Consider the following 23,638-nt stretch of genomic DNA (forward strand, 5'->3'; position numbering starts at 1 on the left):
TTAGAAGTCTAGTATGGTAAAATAACATGTTCGGTCAACGTAATTGTCTAAAGGTATTGTACCACCAAATTCTTCTATAATAGCAATACTGAATGTGGTTAAGGTTTGTGATGTAACATAAATATTAATGTTTCCTTGGCTAGACTCTAATACACTTAATTGTATAGGGTAGGTGGTAGTTGATCTTGTAGATGTCATGGTAAATGTATATCTGCCAGTACCATTTTTAACAGCATTACTAATGCCAATGGCCGTGTAGGAGTTAGATGAAGGAATTAATGTACCGTATGCTTTTATTGGATTATTAAAATATGCTCCACCATCAGTACCAGTTGTGATACTGTTGTTTGCATTTGTACTTACTACATTTACGGTTTGCATACTTCCATCTTCACTATGATGTGTAATTGCGCCTGTAGTCGTATTTTGTGAAATTGTAGTTTTAGTTTCTAGGCTGGTAATAGGTAGCTCCCTTAAATTTCCATCAGTGTCGGCAGTCACAATATTATCAGTATTTGCACCTGTGGCAAGGGTTCTTATTTTGACATTTCCATTTACATCTAAATTGGAATCAGGACTATCCGTTCCAATTCCTACCCTATTGTCGTCTCCACTTATGACTAGGGTATTGGTATCAAAATTAAGGTCAAAATTATTTTGTGTAATTGCCCTGTTGTCACTTAAAGTACCGTCATCTGAGTATAGATTAAGATCATTACGATTGGCTAGTTCAGTTAATGCGCCTTCTACGTTTGTAGCCGTGAAATTACTACCGGTATCATCGATATTCACTTCTTCGGCGTCCTGTATTTCATTTGTGGAACTTAAATCTTCATCTGCGGTTATATGGTTGTTAATTAAGATTGTATTTGCGGCTATATCGTCAGATTCTTCTAAATCTGAAAGATCGGCAGAAAAATTTGTTGAGCCTTCTTCTACTGTCAAATCTGTACCGTTAAAACTAACATCTGTAATATCATCATCGCTTGCGATAGTCAATTGGTTGTCTACATAAGTTTTAACGGCAAGCTCTGTTGGAAATTTTGTGTTTGTCGCATCTGCTAAACTGGTATCCGTAGATTTATTTGCGCTATCTTCTTTATTGGAAAGTGCATCTAGGTTTATCGTTAACCAATTACTACCATCATAAATCTTAGTAAGTTCTGTACTAGTGTCAAACCAGATATCGTTCTGTAAAGGAGTGCCAGGTGCATTTGCCGCAGTTGTTACAATCGTGTTTCTGACTTTTACACGCGTACCCTTTAAATCAATAACCTCTTCTACTTGAGCAAATATGCTCATCTGTAGAATAAAAGTCATTAAAAAGCTTGTTAGACAATATTTGGTATTTATAGTTATAATGGTCAAGTAAGTTTAGATGAAATGTAAAGTTTAACATAGTAATTATGGGCTCTATGTTTTAATGTTTATGTATGAGTCCATATGAAAATTATTTTACGTATTGAACCTCAATAACATCTCCTGCATACACGGACCAATCATTTGGTACAGTGGTATTTGGAACCAAAGTAACTGTTGAGGCAGCAATAGTATAATCTAAATTTGCAATTAATTTTGCTCCATTTCTATACACCCATACTTGGCTAAATACCGGTAATACAGGTGAGCCTGTAAGGGCATAGGTAGTTTGACTAGCAGTTGCCGTAAAAGCCTCTTGTCCACTTTGTATTAAATCCGTAGCCAACAATTTTTTGGTTGCACCTGTAGCTTCATCTCTAACTAATATGGTATAACCGGTTCCTGTACCTGCATCAGATTCCGTAGTAGCGTCTACAGATGCATTTTCAGTTGTGTTATCTATTAATTCTAGACCGTTTAATCCAAATAATTTTCCATCTATATCAATAAACGTAGAGTCAGTTAGTACGCCACCTAGTTGCCAAGTTGTAGTAGTTACATTATCGGTTGTGTTCGAAAGCATGGTAATACCATTTTGCGATTGTAGATATTTAATGGTTCCTTTATTATCTACTACTCTAACTGCTCCTGCAGTGGTTGTAGTACCCGGATTAATATCGCTTTGTTTGGTAACGTCTCCCGTGGTCTGTTGAGCACTAAGTGTTATGCCTAATAACAATGTAAAGACTACAAGTATTTTTCTATAGTTCTGATAATTTTTTTTTGAGTTCATAATATTTAATTTAAAATTTAGCTAATTTATTTATATTGAATTATTAGAATATTTGTACGATTCTTATCGTATCATTTTGATAGCACGTCGCGCCGCTTTCTAGTTGAATTGTGTTAGCGTTTAGAGTGGTAAAAGCTATTTTTACACCGTTTCTAAATACCTCTACTTTGTTATCGTCAATTATAGGAATGGGTGTGGTAAATTGGGTTTGACCGGTACTTGCAGTAATTACTGTTTGTTCTTGATTCTGTTCTGTATTAGTTTCCTCGCAGAGACTTATCCAACTGGTTCCATTATAGGAATGAATGCAACCGGTATCTATATTATATACCAAACCACCGGCCAATGGATTTAAAGCCATCATTTGATCATTGGTCATACGCGTAAGTACCATGACCTTAGAAGTACTTTCTAATTCTAATATAGATGTTTCATCAATAGAATTGATATCGTCACCAATTTTTACTTGTGCTGTTAAAGTAGATGTTAGTCCAAAAATTGATAAAAATAAAATGTAAGTTTTAGTTATTTTCATTATCGAATTATATTCGATACTAAATAACTGATTAATAGATCAGTGAATGAAATATTGTTGTAAAATGTAAGAAAAGACACATGAAACCCTATAAATATGTTGTAAGAATAATCTTATATAAATACGTTTTTGTATTTGTATTTACTCATTGAATATTTAAGTAATTTTCAATATTAAAACTTAATTAGAAATTGACAGTAACGCCCAATTGCCCTGGTCCAAAATTAAGGTTCCAACTTACCATTTTTGTTTGGTTGTTGTATTTTTCATCATACCTCCTATCTAGGTATCTATCAATAGATTCTACAGTAGCAATACTTATAGCGAAGGCAAATACCATATCACTTAAATAATGTTGACCATCCCATACTCGAGAAATACCCGGAATGGCACCTAAGGTGTAAATACCAGCTTTTACCCACGGATTCTTAAATTGTTTACCAATAGCATAGGCATTGGTAAAGGCAAGTAATGCATGCCCAGACGGGAAAGAATGAAAGTTTCTACTTGAATTAAAAGGGTCAAAAGTATCTTTGCCCAAATTTGCTACTGGTCTTGCTCTACCTACTACAGATTTTAACACCTGTTGTAACAGACCTGCAGAGGTGGCCGATGATATTAACAGCACCCCCGTTCTTCTCAATTTTTCATTCTTTGTAATTAGTCCTACTGCATAAACTCCAGAAGTAGCCATGTAATTATTTGAGGGACTGCCATAAAATTCACCATAATCACGAAGAAATTGAGGTACACCTTCTCTATTGTTTCTAATAAACCGAGATGTTTCATCATCTATTAAATAAACTAAACCAGTACCACCAACTACAGCACCAAATTGAGCCCATTGATCACCTTTCCAATGAAAAGGGCGTGCGTAAGAATACCCAACTCCCTTAAACATACTTCCCACGTCATATTTGAACATGTTCCAACGAGTTTCTGTAGAATCATTATTTATATCTTGTGCGCTTGCTGAAATGTAAAAGGCTAGAAATAGGAGGGTAGAAATTTTTTTCATGGCGCAAATTTAAAGTTCTGATTGTTTAGAATATAATCAAATTAGATCAATGTTTTGCCTAAAACGTTTTCAACGACCTTAAAAAAATAGATTTTGAGCTATTCTAAAGGTATTGGCATGTGCTTCAACAATAATTTTGATGTCAGGAGAATAACCACCACCCATACTACATTGCACGGGTATTTTTAGATTATGGCATGTTGTTAAAACAAATTCATCCCGCTTTTTGCAACCTTCTAATGTTAGAGCAAGAGTGCCTAATTTATCACTTTCTAAAATGTCAACACCACAGAGGTAAAAGATGAAATCGGGCTTAACGGTATCTATTAGTTTTGGTAAATTTTCTTTTAATATAGAAAGATAGGTGTCATCAGTAGTTCCCTTTGGCAAAGGAATATCTAAGTCCGACTTTTCTTTTTTAAACGGATAATTACTTTCGCCATGCATGGAGAATGTAAATACTGCATCATTCTTTTCAAATATTTCTGCAGTTCCGTTACCTTGATGTACATCTAAATCTACAATGAGAATCTTTTTCGCAAAACCTTTGTTTAATAAATATTGAGCGCCAATTGCTTGGTCGTTCAACATACAAAATGCTTCCCCATGATCGCTATAGGCGTGGTGGGTTCCACCGGCAATGTTCATGGCAATTCCATATTCTAAGGCAAAATCGCATCCTTTTATCGTTCCATCGGCAATAATACGTTCTCGCTCTACTAAATCTTCTGAGAGGGGAAAGCCTATTTTACGAGCCATTTTGGGCGAAATCATCATATTCAACAAATCATAGAAATACTCAGGGTCGTGAACAGCTACAATATGCTTGTCATTTGGAATGCCTGGTTCAAAGAAATTATCTTCTGTACAGGTGCCTTCATGAATTAATTGCTGCGGTAATAGCTCATATTTTTCCATAGGGAAGCGATGCCCTTCTGGTAGCGGATGTTTATATATAGGATGATTTGCTATTTTCAGCATCAGTTCAATTATTTATGCAACTTTAATTGAATACGTTTTCTCGTAACATCCACATCTAAAACCTTTACAATAATCTGCTGATGTAAATGCACATGTTCATTTACATCTTTTACAAAAGAGTCAGAAAGGTTGGAAACATGAATTAGTCCACTTTCCTTTATACCTATATCTACAAAACAACCAAAGTTGGTAATGTTATTTACAATGCCTGGTAACAATTGACCGCTATGTAAATCAGTAATAGATTTAATGGTTTGATCAAAGGTGAACACTTTTGCTTTCTCACGACGGTCCAACCCTGGTTTTTCCAACTCCGAACGAATATCCTCTAAAGTTGGCAGTCCAACATCATTGGTGCAATATTTTTGAATATCAATTTCTTTGAGCAACGTTTTATTTCCGATCAATGATAGAATTTCTGTTCCTTTATCTTTCGCCATCTGCTTGACTATTCCATAACTTTCTGGGTGTACGGCAGAATCATCTAGCGGATTTTCAGCATCTTTAATACGTAAAAACGCTGCACCTTGCTCAAATGCCTTACCGCCTAATCGCGGGACATCCTTTATGTCTTTCCTGCTTTTAAAAGCTCCTTTTTCTTTTCGTTGGGTAACAATATTCTCGGCTAATTTAGGACCAATACCAGATACATAACTCAATAAAGGAACGCTAGCTGTATTGATGTTCACGCCCACAGAATTTACACAACTTTCAACAACCGTATCTAACGAGGTCTTTAATTTGCCCTGGTCCACATCATGTTGATATTGCCCTACACCAATAGATTTTGGATCAATTTTTACCAGTTCGGCAAGTGGGTCAGCCAAACGTCTGCCTATAGAAACGGCACCACGTACGGTAACATCATAATTTGGGAATTCATCTCTTGCAATTTTAGAGGCGGAATAAATAGAGGCACCGGCTTCACTGACTACGAATACTTCAACAGGATTGTTAAAAATCACTTTTTTCACAACCTGTTCTGTTTCTCTTGATGCCGTACCGTTACCAATGGCTATGGCTTCTATCTTATAGGCATTTGCCAATGAACTTAATTTCTTTATCGCCCCAGCAACATCATTTTGTGGTGCATGTGGATAAATTGTTTCATTATGTACTAAATTGCCCTGTGCATCTAAGCAAACCACTTTACAACCCGTTCTAAAACCTGGATCTATGGCAAGAATACGTTTTTCGCCTAGAGGTGCGCCAAGTAATAATTGTCTTAGATTATTGGAGAAAACAGCAATAGCTTCATCATCCGCTTTTTCTTTTGCTCCCTTGAGCAATTCATTGGATAGGGACGGAAACAACAATCTTTTATAGGCATCTGCGAGGGCTAGTTCAATTTGCTGTCCACAGGCATTGTTTGTTGTTATGATTCTATTTTCAATTCTATCTAATAAGCGTTCATCATCCAACTCAATTTTAACCCTTATGAATTTTTCGGATTCGGCACGTAAAATGGCAAGTAATCGGTGAGACGGACATTTATTCAAAGGTTCGCTCCAATCAAAATAATCTCTGAATTTCTGAGCCTTTTCATCGTCCTTTTTAGTACCTATTACTTTGGTGCTAATAATGGCAAATCGCGCTAATTGAGATCTTATGGAACTTCTTATATCTGTGCGTTCATTGATCCACTCAGAAATAATATGGCGTGCTCCTTCTAAAGCATCATCTTCATTTTCTATGGTTGCATTGAGATATTTGGATGCTGTGAAATCAATATTGTCATCACGTTGCGCCATTATGATTTTTGCTAACGGCTCTAAGCCGTTTTTACGGGCTACTTCGGCTTTGGTTTTTTTACTCTTTTTAAATGGGAGGTATAAATCTTCTAATTGGGTGAGATCTTCAGCCTTTTCAAATTTCTGTTTCAATTCAGTAGTTAATACTCCTTGCTCGTCTACAGCCTTTATAATTGCTTTTTTACGCTTATCAAGGGCTTCATATTGTTCTTTGAATTTAACTATTGCACCTACTTGTACTTCATCCAAATTGCCCGTACGTTCTTTACGATACCTAGAAATAAAAGGTATGGTACAATCGGCATTTAAAAGCTCAATAGTATTTTGAATTCCCTTCTCTGGCAATTGGGTATGTTTTAGTATATAAGGCAGTAATTGCATGTAAAATCGTTTAGAACTTTTAAAAATACCCATTATTAGGTATTGAAATCAAGCTGATCTAGGTATTTATTTGTCAATAATATTCTCCCCTAATAATTCTCCCCCGGTTCGCATTTAAAATAGCACAGTTGTGATGGAGTAACTGATTCTATATATTATTAATCATTAACCAAAACCAAACCATTATGAAAGTAAAAGTATTTACTATTTTTTGTGCAATCTTGCTCACCATTGGGTGTAGTAAAAACGATGACACAGTAGAAGAAACACAAGTTGAAAAACCAGAAGAGCAAGAGCTGCCCAATGAACCTACTTCTGTTACGGTACTAACCGGTAAATTTATTGATGGCGCAGTACAAGGACTAACTTTTGAAACTGCAACCCAAGAAGGAGTTACTAACGCAGATGGAGAATTTAATTATGTTGAAGGTGAAGAAATTACCTTTAAGGTAGGTGAAGTAATATTAGGCTCTGTAGTTGCAAAAGAGGAAATTACACCAATAGATATTGCTCAGGTGACAGATCCTAGTGCGAATCTTGAAAGCCCAATTTCCAAAAACATAGCGGCTTTTTTACAAACTTTGGATGATGATCAAGATCATGCTAACGGTATTAATTTAACGGCAGATGTTATTGCTGCAGTGGACCTACAAAGCATAGATTTTTCTAGTAGCGTATCATCCACTCTTGCAGATATAGTCATTAATGTTTCTCAACAAACGGGTGCTTATTTAGAGATTGTTTATCCTGAAATAGCTGCTGCTAATATGGCAACTGCGTTAGAGTTGGAGTATACGCCACAAGAGAATTTGGCATTGTCACATTTACTACCATTTTTTGAGTCATATTATGCCGCAGATGTTCCAAGTTCAGCTGTTTATAAAAATTCTTTTAACACAGATGGTATATTGATTTCAACACAAGTAATTTATAGATACTCGGGTAGGGTATCAATGGAATTTAACTTTTCAGGTTTTAATGAAAATGGATTGCCTTCTCAATTTAGTAGGTCGGCTATCAGCCCCGTTTTATTAGGAGGTAGTTTTAATTCACCTGTGAACACACAAATATCTGAATTTAGTTTATCGTACAACAGCAGTAATCAAGTTGAAAGAATAGTGTATGAGAATTCCTTGAATGATGGAGAACAATATATTCTTGTTAGTGAGTGGAGTGAGGAAAATAGACCGATTTTATATCAAGATATTTATGTAGAAGATATAGATGCTTATAAGGTAACAACTACAATTTTAAATGCTTTTAATGAGGGTAAATTGATTTCACGAACCAGAGGTGTAATAACTGAAAGTAATGATGCTGAAAATGGTTATTACTCTAATACTGAACTTGAAGTTGCAAAGACTTACAATTATAATGACGCAGGTAACTTTTCAGAAATTTCAACTAACGGTAGTTATAGCTCTTCATGGCAATTGGAAGGAGGAGATGTGAATGAGTTTAATTCGTCTACAGATGAATTGTTGGTCGTAAAATATAGGGATAATAATACTTTAGAAGAAATGACGATTACTGGTAACAGAATCAATAATGATGATAGCTTGTTTACATCTGCAAGCGAATATATTTTTGATGAGAATGAGTTTTTAATAAAGTTAAGTTATACTGATTCTTTTGAACAACTTCGCGAATATACATATCAAGCAGGAGTCTTAACCAGAGTCATTGAGTATAATTATGGTCTTTTAAATTATGATACAACTTATGCACTTGACGGTTCATATGTTCAAACTGGATTTGAATATGACGATAATTCAGAGATTTCTTTTTCATATGCTAATAGTTGGGCTTTGAATTCTATGGGAACTTATGTGGTTAATAAGACAGAATATTTCGATGAAGACGGAATTTTAACTAGTTATTTGATTTATGAGTTCTATGATAACGGAGTTAGAAAAAAAACGAAATCTTATGACCCCTTTAACGAACTCAATTGGATCGATTATTATGACGAAAATGGTTATTGGATAAAAGCTGAATATTTTTATTTAGGAGCTGTTGACTATACGTATCTATATGAAAACGATGAAAATGGTAATAGATTAAGTTCTGAAGGTTATGATGCGAATGGAACCTTGTCTGTCGCATATTATTATAATGATTTAGGTTATGTTTCTTATGAAGAGTATTATGTTCAAGGAGTTCTAGAGGAATATTACAATTATAACTATGAGAACAATATTCTAATAACCGTTGATGGCTATTTGGCAAACGGTCAGCTATATTTAATTGAGTATTATGAAGATGGTATTTATGTAAGGTCTGAGTTTTTTGATGAAGACGGTAACCTTACTAATACCTCTACTGGAAAGTCATTTAGCGTTCAAGCAAATAGACGTTTAGCATCTTTAAAATTAGACGCTGCTAAAAGGTTACATGTTATTTACGAATCTAAATCGGTTAAGCGTATCATTAAATCTAAGTATGCTCTTAAAGACAAGCGCATGCTAGAACAGTATTAAACGATGACATAATATGATAAAATAAAAAGCCTAGGTGAATATTCACCTAGGCTTTTTAAATGTATAAAAATTGTTTATTAATTTATCCCTTCACCATTTCCAACACCGTCTTCATCTGGGTTGACAAACACCAATTTTCCATCTGCGTTTTCGGTCATTAGAATCATGCCTTCACTATCTACACCACGTAATGCTCTAGGTGCTAGGTTGACCAATACGGTTACTTTCTTACCTACAATGTCTTCTGGTTTAAAGCTTTCTGCAATACCAGAAACAATAGTTCTAACATCTAAACCTGTATCTACTTTTAAAACTAAAAGTTTTTTGGCTTTTGCCATTTTTTCAGCTTCGATAATAGTACCTACACGCATATCTAGTTTAGAAAAATCATCGAATGTAATGGTATCTTTTTGTGGCATTACTTGTTTGTTTTCGTATTCGTTCGCTTTTTTTGTTGCCTCTAGTTTGTCTAGTTGCGCTTGAATTTCACTATCCTCTATTTTTCTAAAGAGCAGTTCTCCTTTATTTATCTGATGCTCTGCTTCAAGCAAATCTTCCTTTGAAGAAACATTATCCCAATTTAGATTTCGACTACGCTCAGTCTCCGACGAATATAGATTTAAGATATTCTTTAGCTTTTTAGAAGTAAACGGTAAAAATGGCTCACTTAAAACAGCTAAACCTGCTGCTATTTGTAAAGCAACGTTCATAATGGTTTTTACACGCTCTTCATCTACCTTGATTACCTTCCAAGGTTCTGCATCTGCTAAGTACTTATTTCCTAAACGGGCAAGATTCATTAATTCTTGACCTGCTTCCCTAAAACGATAGCGTTCAATAGAGTTTGAAATTATTTCTGGGTACTTTCTTAATTGTTCAAGTGTCTCGGTATCAACATCGGTTAGGCTACCTGCAGCGGGTACTTTACCATCGTAATATTTATTTGTCAATACTACGACTCTATTAATGAAATTACCTAAAATGGCAACTAGTTCATTATTGTTACGTGCTTGAAAATCTTTCCAAGTGAAATCATTATCCTTTGTTTCTGGTGCGTTTGCTGTTAACGTATAACGCAGCGAATCTTGCATTTCAGGAAAATCGATTAAATACTCATGTAACCAAACTGCCCAATTTTTTGAGGTAGAAAGTTTGTTGCCTTCTAAATTCAAGAATTCGTTTGCTGGTACATTTTCCGGTAAAATATAGCTTCCTTCCGCTTTCAGCATAGACGGGAAAATAATGCAGTGAAAAACAATATTATCTTTTCCTATAAAGTGGACTAATTTGGTGTTTTCATCTTTCCAATAAGGTTCCCAATCTTTTCCTTCTCGTGCTGCCCATTCTTTGGTAGAAGAGATATATCCAATAGGTGCATCAAACCAAACATATAAAACTTTGCCTTCTCCACCTTCTACAGGTACGGGTATTCCCCAATCTAAATCTCTGGTTACCGCTCTTGGCTCTAAGCCGCCATCGATCCAAGACTTACATTGCCCGTATACATTGGGTTTCCAGTCATCTTTATGTCCTTTTAATATCCATTCTCTTAGAAAATCCTCATATCTGTCTAGAGGTAAAAACCAATGTTTTGTTTCTTTGGTTGTTGGTACAGTTCCGGTGATTGTTGATTTCGGATTAATTAAATCCGTCGCATTTAAGCTAGACCCACAATTTTCACATTGATCTCCGTATGCCTCTTCATTACCGCATTTAGGGCAAGTACCTATTACAAAGCGATCTGCCAAAAACTGCTGTGCTTCTTCATCATATAATTGTGCCGTAGTTTCTTCAATAAAATCTCCTTTTTCATAAAGATTCACAAAAAATTCTGATGCAGTGTCATGATGTACCTGCGCAGAGGTTCTTGAATAATTATCGAACGTAATACCGAAATCGACAAAAGACTGCTTAATAATCGTATGGTATTTATCAATTATATCTTTGGGTGTTACCCCTTCTTTTTTAGCCTTCATTGAAATGGCAACACCATGTTCGTCGCTACCACAAACAAAAGCAACGTCTTTACCTGTTAATCTTAAGTAACGAGCATAAATATCTGCTGGAACATATACGCCGGCCAAATGACCTATATGTATTGGACCATTTGTGTATGGTAATGCAGCAGTAATCGTATATCTAGAAGGTGTTTTAATATCGGACATCAAAATAAATTAGGCTGCAAAAATACAGAATTTGAGGGGAGAATTACTAATTACTTCGCAATTGTGGTCTTGTAGAAAAGTGAATTTGTTTCGGTTTTTTTTAGAAATGAAGCTTAAAGTTAAATTACAGCTGAAAAAATATAATAAAACGCATCAATTTTAGTTCTATTGTAAGAAAAAACTGATTTTTTAATTTAAATTTTAAAATATGGGGGTTGGGAATTCAAAAAAAATAAAGCTTGATAAAGATCTAGAAAAATTAGATATTGAAGGTAAAAAGGTTGAAGAACACATGAAAAATATGGCTCTTCTACACAAAGATAAAAATCACCGTGTCATGAAGGAATTGAGGTTCGAGTCTAAAATGAACAACTCCAAATTGACATAAATAAAAAGCCCTATTCAAAATATTGAATAGGGCTTTTTACATTTGGGAAACAAATTAAGCTACCATCACTGATTTACTCATTTTTTGGTTTTGTACATTGATACGATAAATGTACTTACCTGTTGATAGCTGTTCGGGCATGCGCTCTCGTATATTTATTTCGGTAGAACCTTCAAACATCATTTCGTTAAAAACGGTGCCTACTTTCTGACCAAGAATATTATAAAGTTGAATATCTACATGTGCCGAAAATGGCATCTCTAAATAGATATGTGGTGTACTATCCGTTGGATAAAATGGTTTATGAACAACGGCATTCAATAAGTCTGGATTAAACGGTGTTTCTGCTTCTTCATCTGGGTATACTGGTGGAGTAACTTCGCCATCGCTATATACAATGTCAGGAAAAGCCTCACCACTACAACTAAAGCCTAAGTCTACCGGTACATAAGGTTTATAATTCAATAAATGAGCTTCAACCAAAGGTACGTCTACACATAACCATTCGGCTAAAACTGTTGCATACAGGTCTCTAAAATCCATAGTGTATTCTAGATTACCTCTACCATCTGGATCGTCTAACGTTGGGTGATCACCAACAAAGGCGCTACCATTTAGACCAGAACCAAAGAATAACGTTGGCGTTGCTTTACCATGGTCTGTACCATTGGATCCATTCTCGAAAATACGTCTACCAAATTCAGAAAATGTCATGCTCAATACTTTGTCATCTTGCTGGGTAAAAGCTACATCTTCATAGAAATTGTTTACCGCTACAGATAATTTTGTCATAAGTTCAGCATGTGCCTGTGGTTGATTGCCATGCGTGTCAAAACCACCCATTGATATCATATATACTTTAGTGCCTAGATTGCCTTTTATCAACCTTGCAATAAGTGCCAATTGGCGTGCAAAGCTATTATCTTGATATTCAACTTGGTTTTGACCACGTGTATAAGCATCATGTATAATACCGGAATATTCATATGTTGTATTGGCAACCCCTCTTAAGAATTTAAGTTGGTCACCATACATACAGTCATTAAATAAACTATCTTCTAAACCATATACGACACCAGATTCTGCAATTTCCTCTAACTGGTCTACATTTGAGGTTACAAATGCATAGTTTGTTTCATCACCCTGAAAAACTAAACTACCAAACTGCCCAATTTGAATGGCCGCCGGTGCTGCTGGGGGATTTACTAAATAATCTGGGTAGATGCTTTCAAAGTGCCTTCCCATCCATCCGGTGTTTAGACCACTAAAACCTGTAGTTTCTATATCTGTATTTGCAAAAATATCTGATCCTGTAAAGTGAGATAAACTCTGACCTTCATAACCTACACCATGTACCGCTTTAAATTGACCTTCTTCCCACATTGGCGCCAATGCACTCATGTAAGATGGTACGCCAAATTCATCGGTTAATTTTAAAACCTTACTTTCTGGGACATAGATATTAGGTCTTGCATTGGCATAACTATCATATTGTTCAATAGGTATTACCGTACTTAAACCGTCATTACCGCCAGATAGGCGAATTAGTATAAGAATATTATCTGTTTCTGCTCCTGAAATAGCCGCAGATAAAGGCGATGGCGCAGATGCCGATAGCATATTTGATCCTAGCATCATAGAGCCAGAGCCAGCAATGCCCATGGCTTGTAAAAACGAGCGTCTGCTCCATGTTTTATGTTCTTCATCATGACCTTCGTGTTGTAGGCCTTTAAATGGGGTATGGTGTGTATTGCACATAGAAGTAGGTGTTATTTTAATTGAAACTCAGGTTGTCTCGCTAAATATTGAAAAAGTAGATATACTTGAAACGGACCTTGTGGCCAAGTAGCCAATGTCCATGATTCTTGATTACCACCCTCGTAGTAAACATCTTCTACATCACTTCGGAATATGGCAAATGCTTTGGCATATTCCTCTTCATTTAGAAGTCCCTTCGTTAAAATGAAGTCTATAATTAGTCTTGCAACAACATCCGGATTTGAATTGGTTAACCCTTCATTACCTGATATTTCAAGACCAAATGAGCGAAATTGCTCATTGTCTGCCATATAGAATTCTTCTAGAATACTTTCAATGGTCAGCCAACGGCCGATCATAAAGTTTGTGTTGATCCAAGATCGGTCTCTTTGCCAACCGGCAACGTCAAATGGTTCAAATATTTCTTGACTTAATAATGCACTGTAGTTGACCATTTCGGCAACATTCGTGTCAGTATAGCTAAAGTTAGATTCGTTCAGTGTATTAAAATAAAAGTCTACCGGACTTTTTATAATCACACCAATAGCTTCGTCATCAAAAAAGTGTTGACTCTTAAATAAAAGTCTTAATACAGGTGCCAATTCAAAATCATTGGTTACAAATGTGGCCGCCATGCCGTCAATAATCATTTGTGCGTTATTGGCGTCATCTCTAGAATCTGGATGAACGAAAAACTCATATAATTTTCTGCAAATGAATTCTGCTATCTCTGGAGCTCTTTGTTCAAAAAGTATATTGATGACATCATCATAACCCCAATTACCTGTTTGACCTAGTATGGTTTTAGGTCCCGCATCATGTTTTGTAGCATCAAAAGCGACAGGAGAACAACCAACTTCGCCACGTTCTACATAACCACTTAAAGCTTTTGCGGTCTCAATAATATCTTCTTCTGTATAGGCGTTGCCTTCTCCTAAGGTAAAAAGTTCATATAATTCTCTAGCGTAGTTTTCATTAGGATTATTACCATTGTTATAAACACCATCTAAGTAGTATAACATGGCATTGGTCAACCCAATTTCACTAGTGAAGGTTTTAAAATTCCCGATAGAGTGGCGTTGTAAGCAATCTATGTAATCATACAAGTAGGCGTTACAGTTATAAACTTCTAATTCTGTTACAAAATGATTGCTCCAAAAAAAGCTTAATCGATCTCGTAGATTGTTGTTCAGAAGACTATTTGCATAGGCTAACTGAAACTCATTTTTTTGTTCTCTCTTTAGTTGATTGCTTGCATCACTATCTGCTGGGTAATTATCATTGTTCCAATTTGCCCAGGTAGGGGTAGCTATTTCTGGCATATTTAGAGCTTCATCTATCAAGCTATCTACCAGTGCACCGGCAGATTGACCCGTTGCTTGGTTAATAGTAGCCACAGAGGCACTAAATCCTAGTCGGCGGTATAAATGAGCTGCTCTTAGCTGATCTAAATTAGCTGTGTACGGAGCAAGAGTAGAAGTATTACAATTAATGAAATATTCCATATCTTAAATAGGCATTTGTATTACGTTCGTAGAGTTGGGGCTTCTATGCTAAACGCTAGGAATTTAGGTATAGTATTTAAAACTATCTATTTTCGGTTATTAGATTTCAAATAACGAAATTTATTGATAAAAAGGCGTTGTAATTCCTATATTTTCGATGAATTGCATAATCTATTAACTATATCATGGGAAAACACAATGAATTTGGAAAAGAAGGGGAACAGATAGCAGTAGATTATCTTAAAAAGAAAGGATATACCATTACCTATAAAAATTACAGGTACCTTAAAGCAGAAATAGATATTATCGCAAGAAAAGATGATGTTCTTGCCATTGTTGAAGTGCGGTCTAGAAGTTCAGATTTCATAGAGAACATTGCAGAAACAGTTACACCCAAAAAGATTAAACTTTTGGTTATGGCTGCTGATCACTATGTAACCGATAATAATCTTGATGTAGAAGTGCGATTTGATATCATTACAATACTAAAGAACAAGAGCAAATTTGAGTTAGAACATTTAGAATCTGCCTTTTATCATTTCTAAATATTCTACTAAATTGGTAGATTTATTAAAAAACATTTTGTTTTATTTGTAACAAGTTGTTATATTTGCACAACAACCATACAGTAAAATGAAAACAATATCATCAGTCGTTGAAGAGTACATCAAGAAAAAGCCATTTTTACAAAGTGCTCTAGCACAAGGCATCATCAATCTTACATCACTATCTAGAATAGTAAAACCAGAGATTGAACATGAATTAGGTAAAGACATACGTAATGGCGCAATTGTTATGGCGTTGAAACGTCTTTCTGACGACCTAGAGTTTAGAGCTACGCACAAAATTCTAAAAGTGTTAAAGAATATAGGTGAGATAACCGTACGGTCTTCTTTAACCGACTATACTTTTTTAGCTTCAGATAAAATATTGGTACACCAAGCTAAATTGCTTGAAGAAATCAATAACAATCAAGATGTTTTCTATACCTCTAGTCGTGGTGTAAACGAAATCAATATTGTAATTAGTAATATTATGGATAAAACAGTTGAAAGACTGTTTAAAGATGAAAAGTGCACTCAAAAGGCCGAGGAGCTTTCATCTATCACCGTAAAATTACCTGCTGAGAATGTTTCAGTGCCTGGTATCTATTACTTTATCTTTCAAAGGTTAGCTTGGGAAGGTATCGTTCTATATGAAGTTATTTCTACAACCAATGAGTTCACCATTTTAGTAAATGATGAGCAAGTAGATATGGCGTTTAAAACGATAAAAGATTTAAAGTCGCTTTAGTTTTCTAGAAATTCTACAACTTCTTTATCAGATTCCGGTTTAGCTAAAAATCGTTTTTCGCTATCTAGTATAAAATAGGTAGGTGTGCTTTGTATGCCAAAAGTATGTGCATAGTCACTTTCCCATCTACCTAATGCAATGGCGTGATTGAAAGCCGGTAATGTTGCAGAAACTTCTTTCCAATTAACATCGTCATCTTCCAAACCAACAGCTATTATTTTAAGATTTTCATAATCTTTTACTTCTTTATGAAGTTGAGGTAGTTCTTTTAAGCAGTGCGAGCATGTACTGCTCCAAAAAACAAGGAGGTAGTTATCTGCTGCCTCCATGGTTAAAAGCGAATGTTTCTTGCCATTTGCCTGCCATGTAATATCTGGAGATATGGCTCCAATTCTTAATCGTGATGCCATTTCTATTTCATCAACTAATTTTTGGTTGTTGTTGGTTACGGCAAGTTTCTTTAAATAATTTTTAAAAATATAGTCTTGTACCACAGACATACTATTTACCTCAGCTATTTTCCAGAGTTTATGCATAGCCTTTTCTTGAAAACCGATAGGTGTAGTTTTTATAAATTCTGCCGTAGTCTTTATGTTTTTGTTGATCTCAACTGCTAATTGCTCTTTTGTAGTAATATTTGCAGGCAATGCTGAAAAGACATAACTAGCGAATTTATCGGTTAAAAAATTAGAACCTTGTAAAATAGGGTCAGTAATTACTAAATGATCAAAATGATGTTGTTTTTTATTTTTTAGAAAGGTTTCTAAATTTTCAAATTCAGAAGGTATATAACTTCTGTTAGCCTTAATGAATTTATGGGCAATGGTAGTAGCGTGTTTTTCTTCAAAAGAGGTCTGTATCGTATTTAACTCTTTTATAATATTACTGTATTCTCTGTTAGGTTCGTTTTGGGTTTCATAGAATTCTATCAACTTATCTTGTGCGTCAGTTATCTTAGAAAAGTACTCGCGGTACCATTTATTTTCTTCAGAATTAGTAATGGTCAAGCCATCTTGAAGATTGAAATTGAATTTTACATCTTCTTTCTTATTGTAAATGACATCGATATAAAACTCATCTTGTGGTACGGCATATACCAATCTATACATCCCTGCTTGTGAGGTTGCAGGCATTTCTAAATTAAAAGCACCGTCTTTTACTGCTGTATCAACCCTATACCGTTCACCGTTTGGTGTAAGTTCATAGGCTATTAACCATTTAAAATCTTTAGGAGGTGAAAAGTTTCCGGCAATGGAACCTTGGGCTATAGAACTTATTGAAATAAATAAGAGGCAAATATTAAAGAGAACTTTCATATAATTTTAAAAACAATTATCGGACCAATATGAATAGTATACTTTATAAAGTACTGATGTAATGAAGAATACTATTAAATCAATAAAAGTAATATTCAGAAGGCAATTGTGGGGCTTAATTTTGAAAAGCTTATGAAAATTCTTTTTCAATCTCCATATGATCTAGGGCCTCAGCTATTTTTAGAACCTCTTTTTCATGTACAAATCCGTCAGAAATAGCCACTTCATCTAAAAGTTTCGCGAGTTCTCTTTTTTTAGGCAATGACATTAAGCTTAATATCTTAAAGGCTTTTTCTTTATCTAAGTTTCTAGCTTCACCTATGAAAAAACTATCAAAAGACAAACGAACCATAAGTTGAGTAAGGTAGCGCATTTCTGCAGGGTCTACTTTGCTATCAGCTAGAATAACATAATCTACCATTTTAACTATAGCCAATTTCTCCTCTTTTGTGTACTCTGTCATACCTTTTATTTACTCTGTTTCTTCTCCTAATCCTATATTGATAAAAGTCTCTATGATCAGCTCCATTTCTTTTTTGTGAATAGCGCCATCAGAAATGGCAACTTCATCAAGAATTTCTGCTAGAGCTGTTTTTTGTTCATGTGGTATATTGTATAGCGTAACTAAAGCATTGTCATAATTCAATAATTTTGCTCGTTCTAAGAATGCGTCATCAAAACCAATACTTACTTTCAGTTTGTTCAACGTTTCTAGTTCGCCAGGGTGTATTTTACCGTCTGCTTCAATAACTTCATAAATCATTTTAACAAAGGCTGCTTTTACAAACTCTTCAAACTCCATACTATAATTTTAGGAGCTGAAAGATATAAAAAACAATAGTATATTACAGCGATTTTAACGACTACTTATTCACTAAAATAGAATGCTATTTTTTCAGAATTGAAGAAGATTAACGCTAAATAGGGCGCTTATGATTTTTTGCGGGTTCTTACCTAATTAAATGGCTTGGTATTAAAAGGGGATTAAAGTTACCATCTAAGATATTTACTATGGGTTCATGATTTTTATATGCATGACACGTTAAGCTAATAATCTAAGTACTTCTTTCCAAATTTTTGTACTGACTTGCATGCCCGCCACTTCAGATCTTTTTCTTGTCGCCAACGTGCGCTCACCTGGGTAAAATGTGCTATCCCCTTTATTAATTGAAGGTCCGTTGTGTGTAAATTGAATAATTTCGTTTAGTAGATTTTCTTGAAGTCCTTGATCAGAAAATGTTTTTGGGTCAATACACATAAATACCTGTGAAAGCGCTGTTTCATTTTTTTTGAGTCCAATTTTGTAAGTTGAATTCCCTGCAGATAATAAAGTAGCCAACATATCCAATACCATAGAGAGTGCAGACCCTTTCCAATACCCAACCGGTAAAGCGCGTCCAGTTTCTATAATGTCTTTAGGTTGCTTGGTCAGTGTATTGTTTTTATCCCAGCCCCCATGAAATGGAAGTTCTTCATTTTTCAAATCCAAGCTTTGCATTTTTCCAAAAGAGAACTGTGAGAGTGCCATATCTAAAACAACATGACCTTCTTTTCTAGGGATGGAGATGACTAACGGATTGTTACCTAATCTGTTCTCTTTTCCTCCCCAAGCTGGCATATTGGGTATGGTATTGGTAAATAGGATTGAAATACAACCTTGTTCCGCTGCTCGCCAACCATATGTTCCGCCACGCATCCAATGATTGGTGTTTTTAAGGGCGACTAAACCCATTCCGTGAGTTTTTGCCAAGGTTATTGCTTGGTCTGTACATTTTAGGGAGTTCAATACTCCTGATCCTAGATTACCGTCCCATCTTTCCATGCTCCCCATTGAAGCTGTTTTTGTTGCTATGGCGTCTGTCTTGATTAAGCCTTTATTGACATATTCTATAAATACGGGTACTCTATTTATTCCGTGGGAGTAAACACCATCTAAAGTGCTTTCAGTATGAATTTTAGCTAGTAGGGATGCTTGTGCTTTTGTGAAAGAGTGTTTGATGAACAAAGACTCTAAAACAGATTTCATTTCTTCAGATGAAACTTTTATTTCGCTCACAACAGTTTGTTTAAATTCAACCGTTAAGATACATAAGTTGTTTTGCTCGGTAAACTTTACGAAGGTCAATGTAGCAGAACGGCTACAAATATGATAAAACTACGCTTTTTTAGATACTCCTATTTCTGAAAAGACATGACGTATAACTTCACTCTCTTTTTCGTGAATATAACCGTCAGATATGGCTACATCTTCTAGAATTTCTGCTAGTCTACTTTTTTTAGCCTCAGACATACCCTTAAGTATATGTACACTTTGGTCAATATCAATGGTACGTGCTTGAATCAAAAAATTACTATCAAAATCAATAATAGGCATCAATTTGCTTAACGCATTTATTTCGCCTTTATGAACCTCGCCATCAGCTATAATAACTGAATCAATAAGATGCACAATCGCTAATTTTTCTGGTATTTCAAATTCCATTATGCAGTTGTTTTTTCTTTAATTTCAAATGGCTTCAATGCCAAATATGCCCTGTCTACAGATCGTATATTTTCGAATACTAATAACAATCGTAAACCATTACGGGTCTTTTTCTCCTTTATTTTACATTGCTGTGCATGTGACTGCACGTATTGTAATACTCTTGTAAATGTTGCAGTTTGATAAAATGCCGATTGCTGGTCACTAATAAAGTACCCAATCATTTTACCCTGTTTCATTACTATTTTCTCTAGACCTATATTATTTGCTATCCATTTTATGCGAACGGAATTTAATAGATCTTGAGCTTCTTCCGGTAATTCGCCAAAACGATCTACCAATTGAGCCTCGAATTTTTGAAGCGCTGCTTCGTCTTTTACTTGGTTCAACTCTGTATATAACGTTAGTCTTTCTGTTATATTATTGATGTAGTCATCAGGAAAGAGCAACTCAAAGTCAGAATCTATCTGTGTTTCCTTTACAAAGACCTTCTCATGTTTGCCTTCCACTTCTTCATATAGGTCTTTAAATTCATTTTCTTTTAACTCATCTATGGCTTCGGCTAGTATTTTTTGATACGTTTCAAACCCAATTTCGTTAATGAATCCGCTTTGTTCTCCACCCAATAAGTCTCCCGCACCACGAATCTCTAAATCTTTCATAGCTATATTGAATCCGCTACCCAATTCCGTAAACTGCTCTAGTGCTTCAATTCTTTTACGGGCATCGTTTGTCATTACTTCGTACGGCGGAGTAATAAAGTAACAAAATGCCTTTTTATTTCCACGACCCACACGCCCACGCATTTGGTGTAAATCACTCAACCCAAAATTGTTCGCATTGTTAATGAAGATAGTATTCGCATTGGTAACATCCAGTCCACTTTCTATAATGGTGGTTGAAACTAGCACATCAAACTCGCTATTCATAAAGCCAAGCATTAAAGCTTCTAGTTTTTTACCTTCCATTTGACCGTGACCAATACCTACTTTGGCATCTGGTACCAATCTTTGGATCATACCGGCAACTTCCTTAATATTTTCAATACGATTGTGAATAAAGAAAACCTGACCGCCACGTTCAATTTCATAACTGACCGCATCTCTTATGACTTCTTCATTAAAACGTACTACCTGACTTTCAATTGGATATCTATTTGGTGGGGCAGTAGTAATTGTAGAAAGGTCACGAGCCGCCATTAAACTGAATTGAAGGGTTCTTGGTATAGGTGTTGCCGTTAAGGTCAATACATCCACATTTTCTTTAATGGACTTTAATTTGTCTTTTACCGCAACGCCAAATTTTTGCTCCTCATCAACAATTAAAAGTCCAAGATCTTTGAACTTAACATTTTTATTGACCAATTGATGGGTGCCAATAATAATATCTACTTTACCTTCACTTAATCGCTGTATGGTGTCTTTTTTCTCTTTTGCCGTTCTAAATCTGTTCAGATAATCTACCGTTACCGGCATGTCCTTCAAACGCTCGGCAAAAGTACGATGGTGCTGAAATGCCAATATGGTTGTTGGTACTAAAACTGCTACTTGCTTACCGTTGTCTACAGCTTTAAATGCTGCACGAATGGCAATCTCCGTTTTTCCAAAACCAACATCGCCACATATTAAACGATCCATAGGTCGCTCACTTTCCATGTCTCTTTTTACATCTTCGGTAGCGGTGCTTTGATCAGGCGTGTCCTCATAAATAAAAGAAGCCTCTAGTTCATTTTGCAAGTAACTGTCCGGACTATATTGAAACCCCTTTTCCAGTCTACGTTTTGCGTAAATTTTAATAAGGTTAAAGGCGATTTTTTTGACGCGGGACTTGGTCTTGTCCTTAATTTTCTTCCATGCACCTGAGCCTAATTTGTATATTTTTGGTGGTGCACCGTCTTTACCATTGAACTTGGAAATTTTGTGTAATGAATGTATGCTTACATAAAGAATATCACGTTCGCCATACATTAATTTTATGGCTTCTTGCTTTTTACCTTCAACATCTATCTTTTGTAAGCCTCCAAATTTACCTATGCCGTGATCAATGTGGGTAACGTAATCACCAATTTCAAGCTTGTTCAGCTCTTTTAAAGTTATGGCCTGTTTTTTTGCATAGCCGTTCTTTAAATGGAATTTATGATATCGCTCAAAAATTTGGTGGTCGGTATAACAAATCAATTTTTGGTCATCATCAATAAAACCTTGAAATAGCGGAGAGACTATAATTTGGTAGTGAACCTGTTTGTTCACCTCTTCAAAAATGTCATGAAAACGTTTGGCTTGCTGCTCACTGGCACAAAAAATATAGTTGGTGTAGCCTTTATCTTTATAGCCGTTTAAATTATCGATTAATAAATCGAACTTTTTATTGAAAGAAGGTTGAGGTTTTGAATGAAATTCAATTAGGTTGGGAGCGTCGCGCTTGGCATCTTGGGTTAAAAGTGTAAAGCCAGATAATTGCTGGTTAAACTCTTTACCGCCCATGAACAATTCTTCAGGCTCGGCATGTTTAATGTCTTTTGACAATTTTGTAAAAGCTTCTTTCGCCTTTTCAAAGAAATCATCTAATCTATCAAATAAAAAGTCAGTATTCTTAGCGAAAACTAAGGTATTAGAGGATACATAAGTTAAAAAGCTCTGTCTTTTGTCAATTAGAAATTTATCTGCCATGTTGGGCACAATGGTAATTGACTTTACCTTTTCTTTAGATAGCTGTGTTTCTACGTCAAAAGTTCTAATACTATCTATTTCATCACCAAAAAACTCAATTCTATAGGGTTCGTCATGAGAGAATGAATATACATCTACAATACCCCCACGAACAGAAAACTCACCTGGTTCGGTAATAAAATCGACACGCTTAAATTTATATTCGAATAAAATCTCGTTCAAAAAGTCTAATGAAAGTGTATCCCCCAATTTCATTTTCAGGGTATTCTTATCCAACTCTTTTCTGGTAACTACTTTCTCAAAAAGTGCATCTGGGTAAGTGACTATTACCGCGGGTTTTTTTCTTGAATTTATTCTGTTCAACACCTCTGCACGTAAAAGTACATTGGCATTGTCTGTTTCTTCAATTTGATAAGGTCTTCTATAACTACCTGGGTAAAAAAGAACTTTATCTTCACCAATTAGTCGTTCCAAATCGTTTAAATAATACGCAGCCTCTTCTTTATCATTGAAGATTGCCAAGAACGGGCGATCTTCTGATTGAAAGATGGTTGAAAGTACAAAGGATAACGACGACCCTACAAGACCTTTTAATTGAACGTTTTTATTGCCTGAATTTTCAGAATCGGAAATAGCGTTTTGCAGTTTCCCTATTTGGGGAGACTGGCTATACCGTTGTTGTATTGAAGAATGACTCAACAGTTTAAGTTTTTGCAAATATACGGATACCTAAGAAATGGATACCACTCATTATTATCACAAAT

The 23,638-nt window shown here is 35.3% G+C and carries 18 protein-coding genes; 3 read left to right on the forward strand and 15 right to left on the reverse strand.

From position 1 onward, the window contains the following. The 6 genes from P177_RS02430 to P177_RS02455 form a co-directional block, all read right to left on the reverse strand. Positions 1–1,320, reverse strand: a complete 1,320-nt coding sequence (locus tag P177_RS02430; protein ID WP_157486428.1) for an autotransporter outer membrane beta-barrel domain-containing protein — start codon at positions 1,318–1,320, stop codon at positions 1–3. A 130-nt stretch (positions 1,321–1,450) separates the two neighbouring features. After that, entirely contained in the window at positions 1,451–2,152 is a 702-nt protein-coding gene (locus P177_RS02435; protein WP_036151466.1) for a hypothetical protein, read from the reverse strand. Between the two features lie 43 nt (positions 2,153–2,195). Then, positions 2,196–2,687 (reverse strand): hypothetical protein, encoded by a 492-nt coding sequence (locus P177_RS02440; protein ID WP_036151467.1) that lies wholly within the window; start codon positions 2,685–2,687, stop codon positions 2,196–2,198. Between the two features lie 184 nt (positions 2,688–2,871). Continuing rightward, positions 2,872–3,705 carry a phosphatase PAP2 family protein gene (locus P177_RS02445; RefSeq protein WP_036151469.1) on the reverse strand — a complete coding sequence of 278 codons (834 nt, stop codon included), beginning with the start codon at positions 3,703–3,705 and terminating at the stop codon, positions 2,872–2,874. A 78-nt stretch (positions 3,706–3,783) separates the two neighbouring features. Then, positions 3,784–4,686 (reverse strand): histone deacetylase family protein, encoded by a 903-nt coding sequence (locus tag P177_RS02450; protein ID WP_036151471.1) that lies wholly within the window; start codon positions 4,684–4,686, stop codon positions 3,784–3,786. An 8-nt stretch (positions 4,687–4,694) separates the two neighbouring features. Further along, entirely contained in the window at positions 4,695–6,818 is a 2,124-nt protein-coding gene (locus tag P177_RS02455) for a Tex family protein (protein ID WP_036157640.1), read from the reverse strand. 185 nt (positions 6,819–7,003) lie between these two features. Between P177_RS02455 and P177_RS02460 the strand changes: the two genes are divergently transcribed. Then, the gene (locus tag P177_RS02460) at positions 7,004–9,298 is read left to right on the forward strand and encodes a hypothetical protein (RefSeq protein WP_036151473.1); all 2,295 of its coding nucleotides are present in this window, start codon (positions 7,004–7,006) and stop codon (positions 9,296–9,298) included. 77 nt (positions 9,299–9,375) lie between these two features. Here the strand turns inward: P177_RS02460 and metG are convergent, their stop codons facing one another. From metG to P177_RS02480, 3 genes are all read right to left on the reverse strand, one after another. Further along, the gene (gene metG, locus P177_RS02465) at positions 9,376–11,463 is read right to left on the reverse strand and encodes a methionine--tRNA ligase (RefSeq protein WP_036151475.1); all 2,088 of its coding nucleotides are present in this window, start codon (positions 11,461–11,463) and stop codon (positions 9,376–9,378) included. A 442-nt stretch (positions 11,464–11,905) separates the two neighbouring features. Further along, complete coding sequence (locus P177_RS02475; RefSeq protein WP_036151479.1) at positions 11,906–13,609, reverse strand: DUF1501 domain-containing protein; 1,704 nt, start codon at positions 13,607–13,609, stop codon at positions 11,906–11,908. An 11-nt stretch (positions 13,610–13,620) separates the two neighbouring features. Then, positions 13,621–15,114: a DUF1800 domain-containing protein gene (locus P177_RS02480; RefSeq protein WP_036151482.1), complete on the reverse strand. Its 1,494-nt coding sequence runs from the start codon at positions 15,112–15,114 to the stop codon at positions 13,621–13,623. Positions 15,115–15,299: 185 nt separating this feature from the next. Here P177_RS02480 and P177_RS02485 point away from each other — a divergent pair, with 185 nt between their 5' ends. Together P177_RS02485 and P177_RS02490 are read left to right on the forward strand one after the other, a co-directional pair. Beyond that, positions 15,300–15,659: a YraN family protein gene (locus P177_RS02485; protein ID WP_036151484.1), complete on the forward strand. Its 360-nt coding sequence runs from the start codon at positions 15,300–15,302 to the stop codon at positions 15,657–15,659. An 88-nt stretch (positions 15,660–15,747) separates the two neighbouring features. After that, positions 15,748–16,407, forward strand: a complete 660-nt coding sequence (locus P177_RS02490; protein ID WP_036151486.1) for an aspartate kinase — start codon at positions 15,748–15,750, stop codon at positions 16,405–16,407. Here the strand turns inward: P177_RS02490 and P177_RS02495 are convergent. From P177_RS02495 to mfd, 6 genes are all read right to left on the reverse strand, one after another. Next, positions 16,404–17,723, reverse strand: coding sequence for a TlpA family protein disulfide reductase (locus P177_RS02495; RefSeq protein ID WP_036151490.1), 1,320 nt, complete (start codon positions 17,721–17,723; stop codon positions 16,404–16,406). The genes P177_RS02490 and P177_RS02495 overlap by 4 nt on opposite strands. Positions 17,724–17,853: 130 nt before the next feature. Then, positions 17,854–18,186, reverse strand: coding sequence for a tellurite resistance TerB family protein (locus tag P177_RS02500; protein ID WP_051941683.1), 333 nt, complete (start codon positions 18,184–18,186; stop codon positions 17,854–17,856). Between the two features lie 9 nt (positions 18,187–18,195). Then, positions 18,196–18,525, reverse strand: a complete 330-nt coding sequence (locus tag P177_RS02505) for a hypothetical protein (RefSeq protein WP_036151492.1) — start codon at positions 18,523–18,525, stop codon at positions 18,196–18,198. A 240-nt stretch (positions 18,526–18,765) separates the two neighbouring features. After that, complete coding sequence (gene yiaK, locus P177_RS02510) at positions 18,766–19,779, reverse strand: 3-dehydro-L-gulonate 2-dehydrogenase (protein WP_209435178.1); 1,014 nt, start codon at positions 19,777–19,779, stop codon at positions 18,766–18,768. Between the two features lie 99 nt (positions 19,780–19,878). Then, positions 19,879–20,205 carry a TerB family tellurite resistance protein gene (locus tag P177_RS02515; RefSeq protein ID WP_036151496.1) on the reverse strand — a complete coding sequence of 109 codons (327 nt, stop codon included), beginning with the start codon at positions 20,203–20,205 and terminating at the stop codon, positions 19,879–19,881. Beyond that, on the reverse strand, positions 20,205–23,573 hold the full coding sequence (gene mfd / locus P177_RS02520) for a transcription-repair coupling factor (protein WP_036151497.1): 3,369 nt from the start codon (positions 23,571–23,573) through the stop codon (positions 20,205–20,207). Before mfd ends, P177_RS02515 begins: the two co-directional genes overlap by 1 nt. Positions 23,574–23,638 lie beyond the last annotated feature (65 nt).

The sequence above is a fragment of the Maribacter forsetii DSM 18668 genome (assembly GCF_000744105.1).
GTDB classification, from domain to species: domain Bacteria; phylum Bacteroidota; class Bacteroidia; order Flavobacteriales; family Flavobacteriaceae; genus Maribacter; species Maribacter forsetii.

What these genes read in the sequence shown, in the direction of transcription:
- P177_RS02505 (WP_036151492.1), bottom strand. Translation starts at nt 18,525, where the DNA reads ATGGAGTTTGAAGAGTTTGTAAAAGCAGCCTTTGTTAAAATGATTTAT.
- P177_RS02450 (WP_036151471.1), bottom strand. Translation starts at nt 4,686, where the DNA reads ATGCTGAAAATAGCAAATCATCCTATATATAAACATCCGCTACCAGAA.
- P177_RS02500 (WP_051941683.1), bottom strand. Translation starts at nt 18,186, where the DNA reads ATGACAGAGTACACAAAAGAGGAGAAATTGGCTATAGTTAAAATGGTA.
- P177_RS02515 (WP_036151496.1), bottom strand. Translation starts at nt 20,205, where the DNA reads ATGGAATTTGAAATACCAGAAAAATTAGCGATTGTGCATCTTATTGAT.
- P177_RS02490 (WP_036151486.1), top strand. Translation starts at nt 15,748, where the DNA reads ATGAAAACAATATCATCAGTCGTTGAAGAGTACATCAAGAAAAAGCCA.
- P177_RS02435 (WP_036151466.1), bottom strand. Translation starts at nt 2,152, where the DNA reads ATGAACTCAAAAAAAAATTATCAGAACTATAGAAAAATACTTGTAGTC.
- metG (WP_036151475.1), bottom strand. Translation starts at nt 11,463, where the DNA reads ATGTCCGATATTAAAACACCTTCTAGATATACGATTACTGCTGCATTA.
- P177_RS02455 (WP_036157640.1), bottom strand. Translation starts at nt 6,818, where the DNA reads ATGCAATTACTGCCTTATATACTAAAACATACCCAATTGCCAGAGAAG.
- P177_RS02495 (WP_036151490.1), bottom strand. Translation starts at nt 17,723, where the DNA reads ATGAAAGTTCTCTTTAATATTTGCCTCTTATTTATTTCAATAAGTTCT.
- P177_RS02430 (WP_157486428.1), bottom strand. Translation starts at nt 1,320, where the DNA reads ATGACTTTTATTCTACAGATGAGCATATTTGCTCAAGTAGAAGAGGTT.
- P177_RS02460 (WP_036151473.1), top strand. Translation starts at nt 7,004, where the DNA reads ATGAAAGTAAAAGTATTTACTATTTTTTGTGCAATCTTGCTCACCATT.
- P177_RS02475 (WP_036151479.1), bottom strand. Translation starts at nt 13,609, where the DNA reads ATGTGCAATACACACCATACCCCATTTAAAGGCCTACAACACGAAGGT.
- P177_RS02485 (WP_036151484.1), top strand. Translation starts at nt 15,300, where the DNA reads ATGGGAAAACACAATGAATTTGGAAAAGAAGGGGAACAGATAGCAGTA.
- P177_RS02480 (WP_036151482.1), bottom strand. Translation starts at nt 15,114, where the DNA reads ATGGAATATTTCATTAATTGTAATACTTCTACTCTTGCTCCGTACACA.
- P177_RS02440 (WP_036151467.1), bottom strand. Translation starts at nt 2,687, where the DNA reads ATGAAAATAACTAAAACTTACATTTTATTTTTATCAATTTTTGGACTA.
- P177_RS02445 (WP_036151469.1), bottom strand. Translation starts at nt 3,705, where the DNA reads ATGAAAAAAATTTCTACCCTCCTATTTCTAGCCTTTTACATTTCAGCA.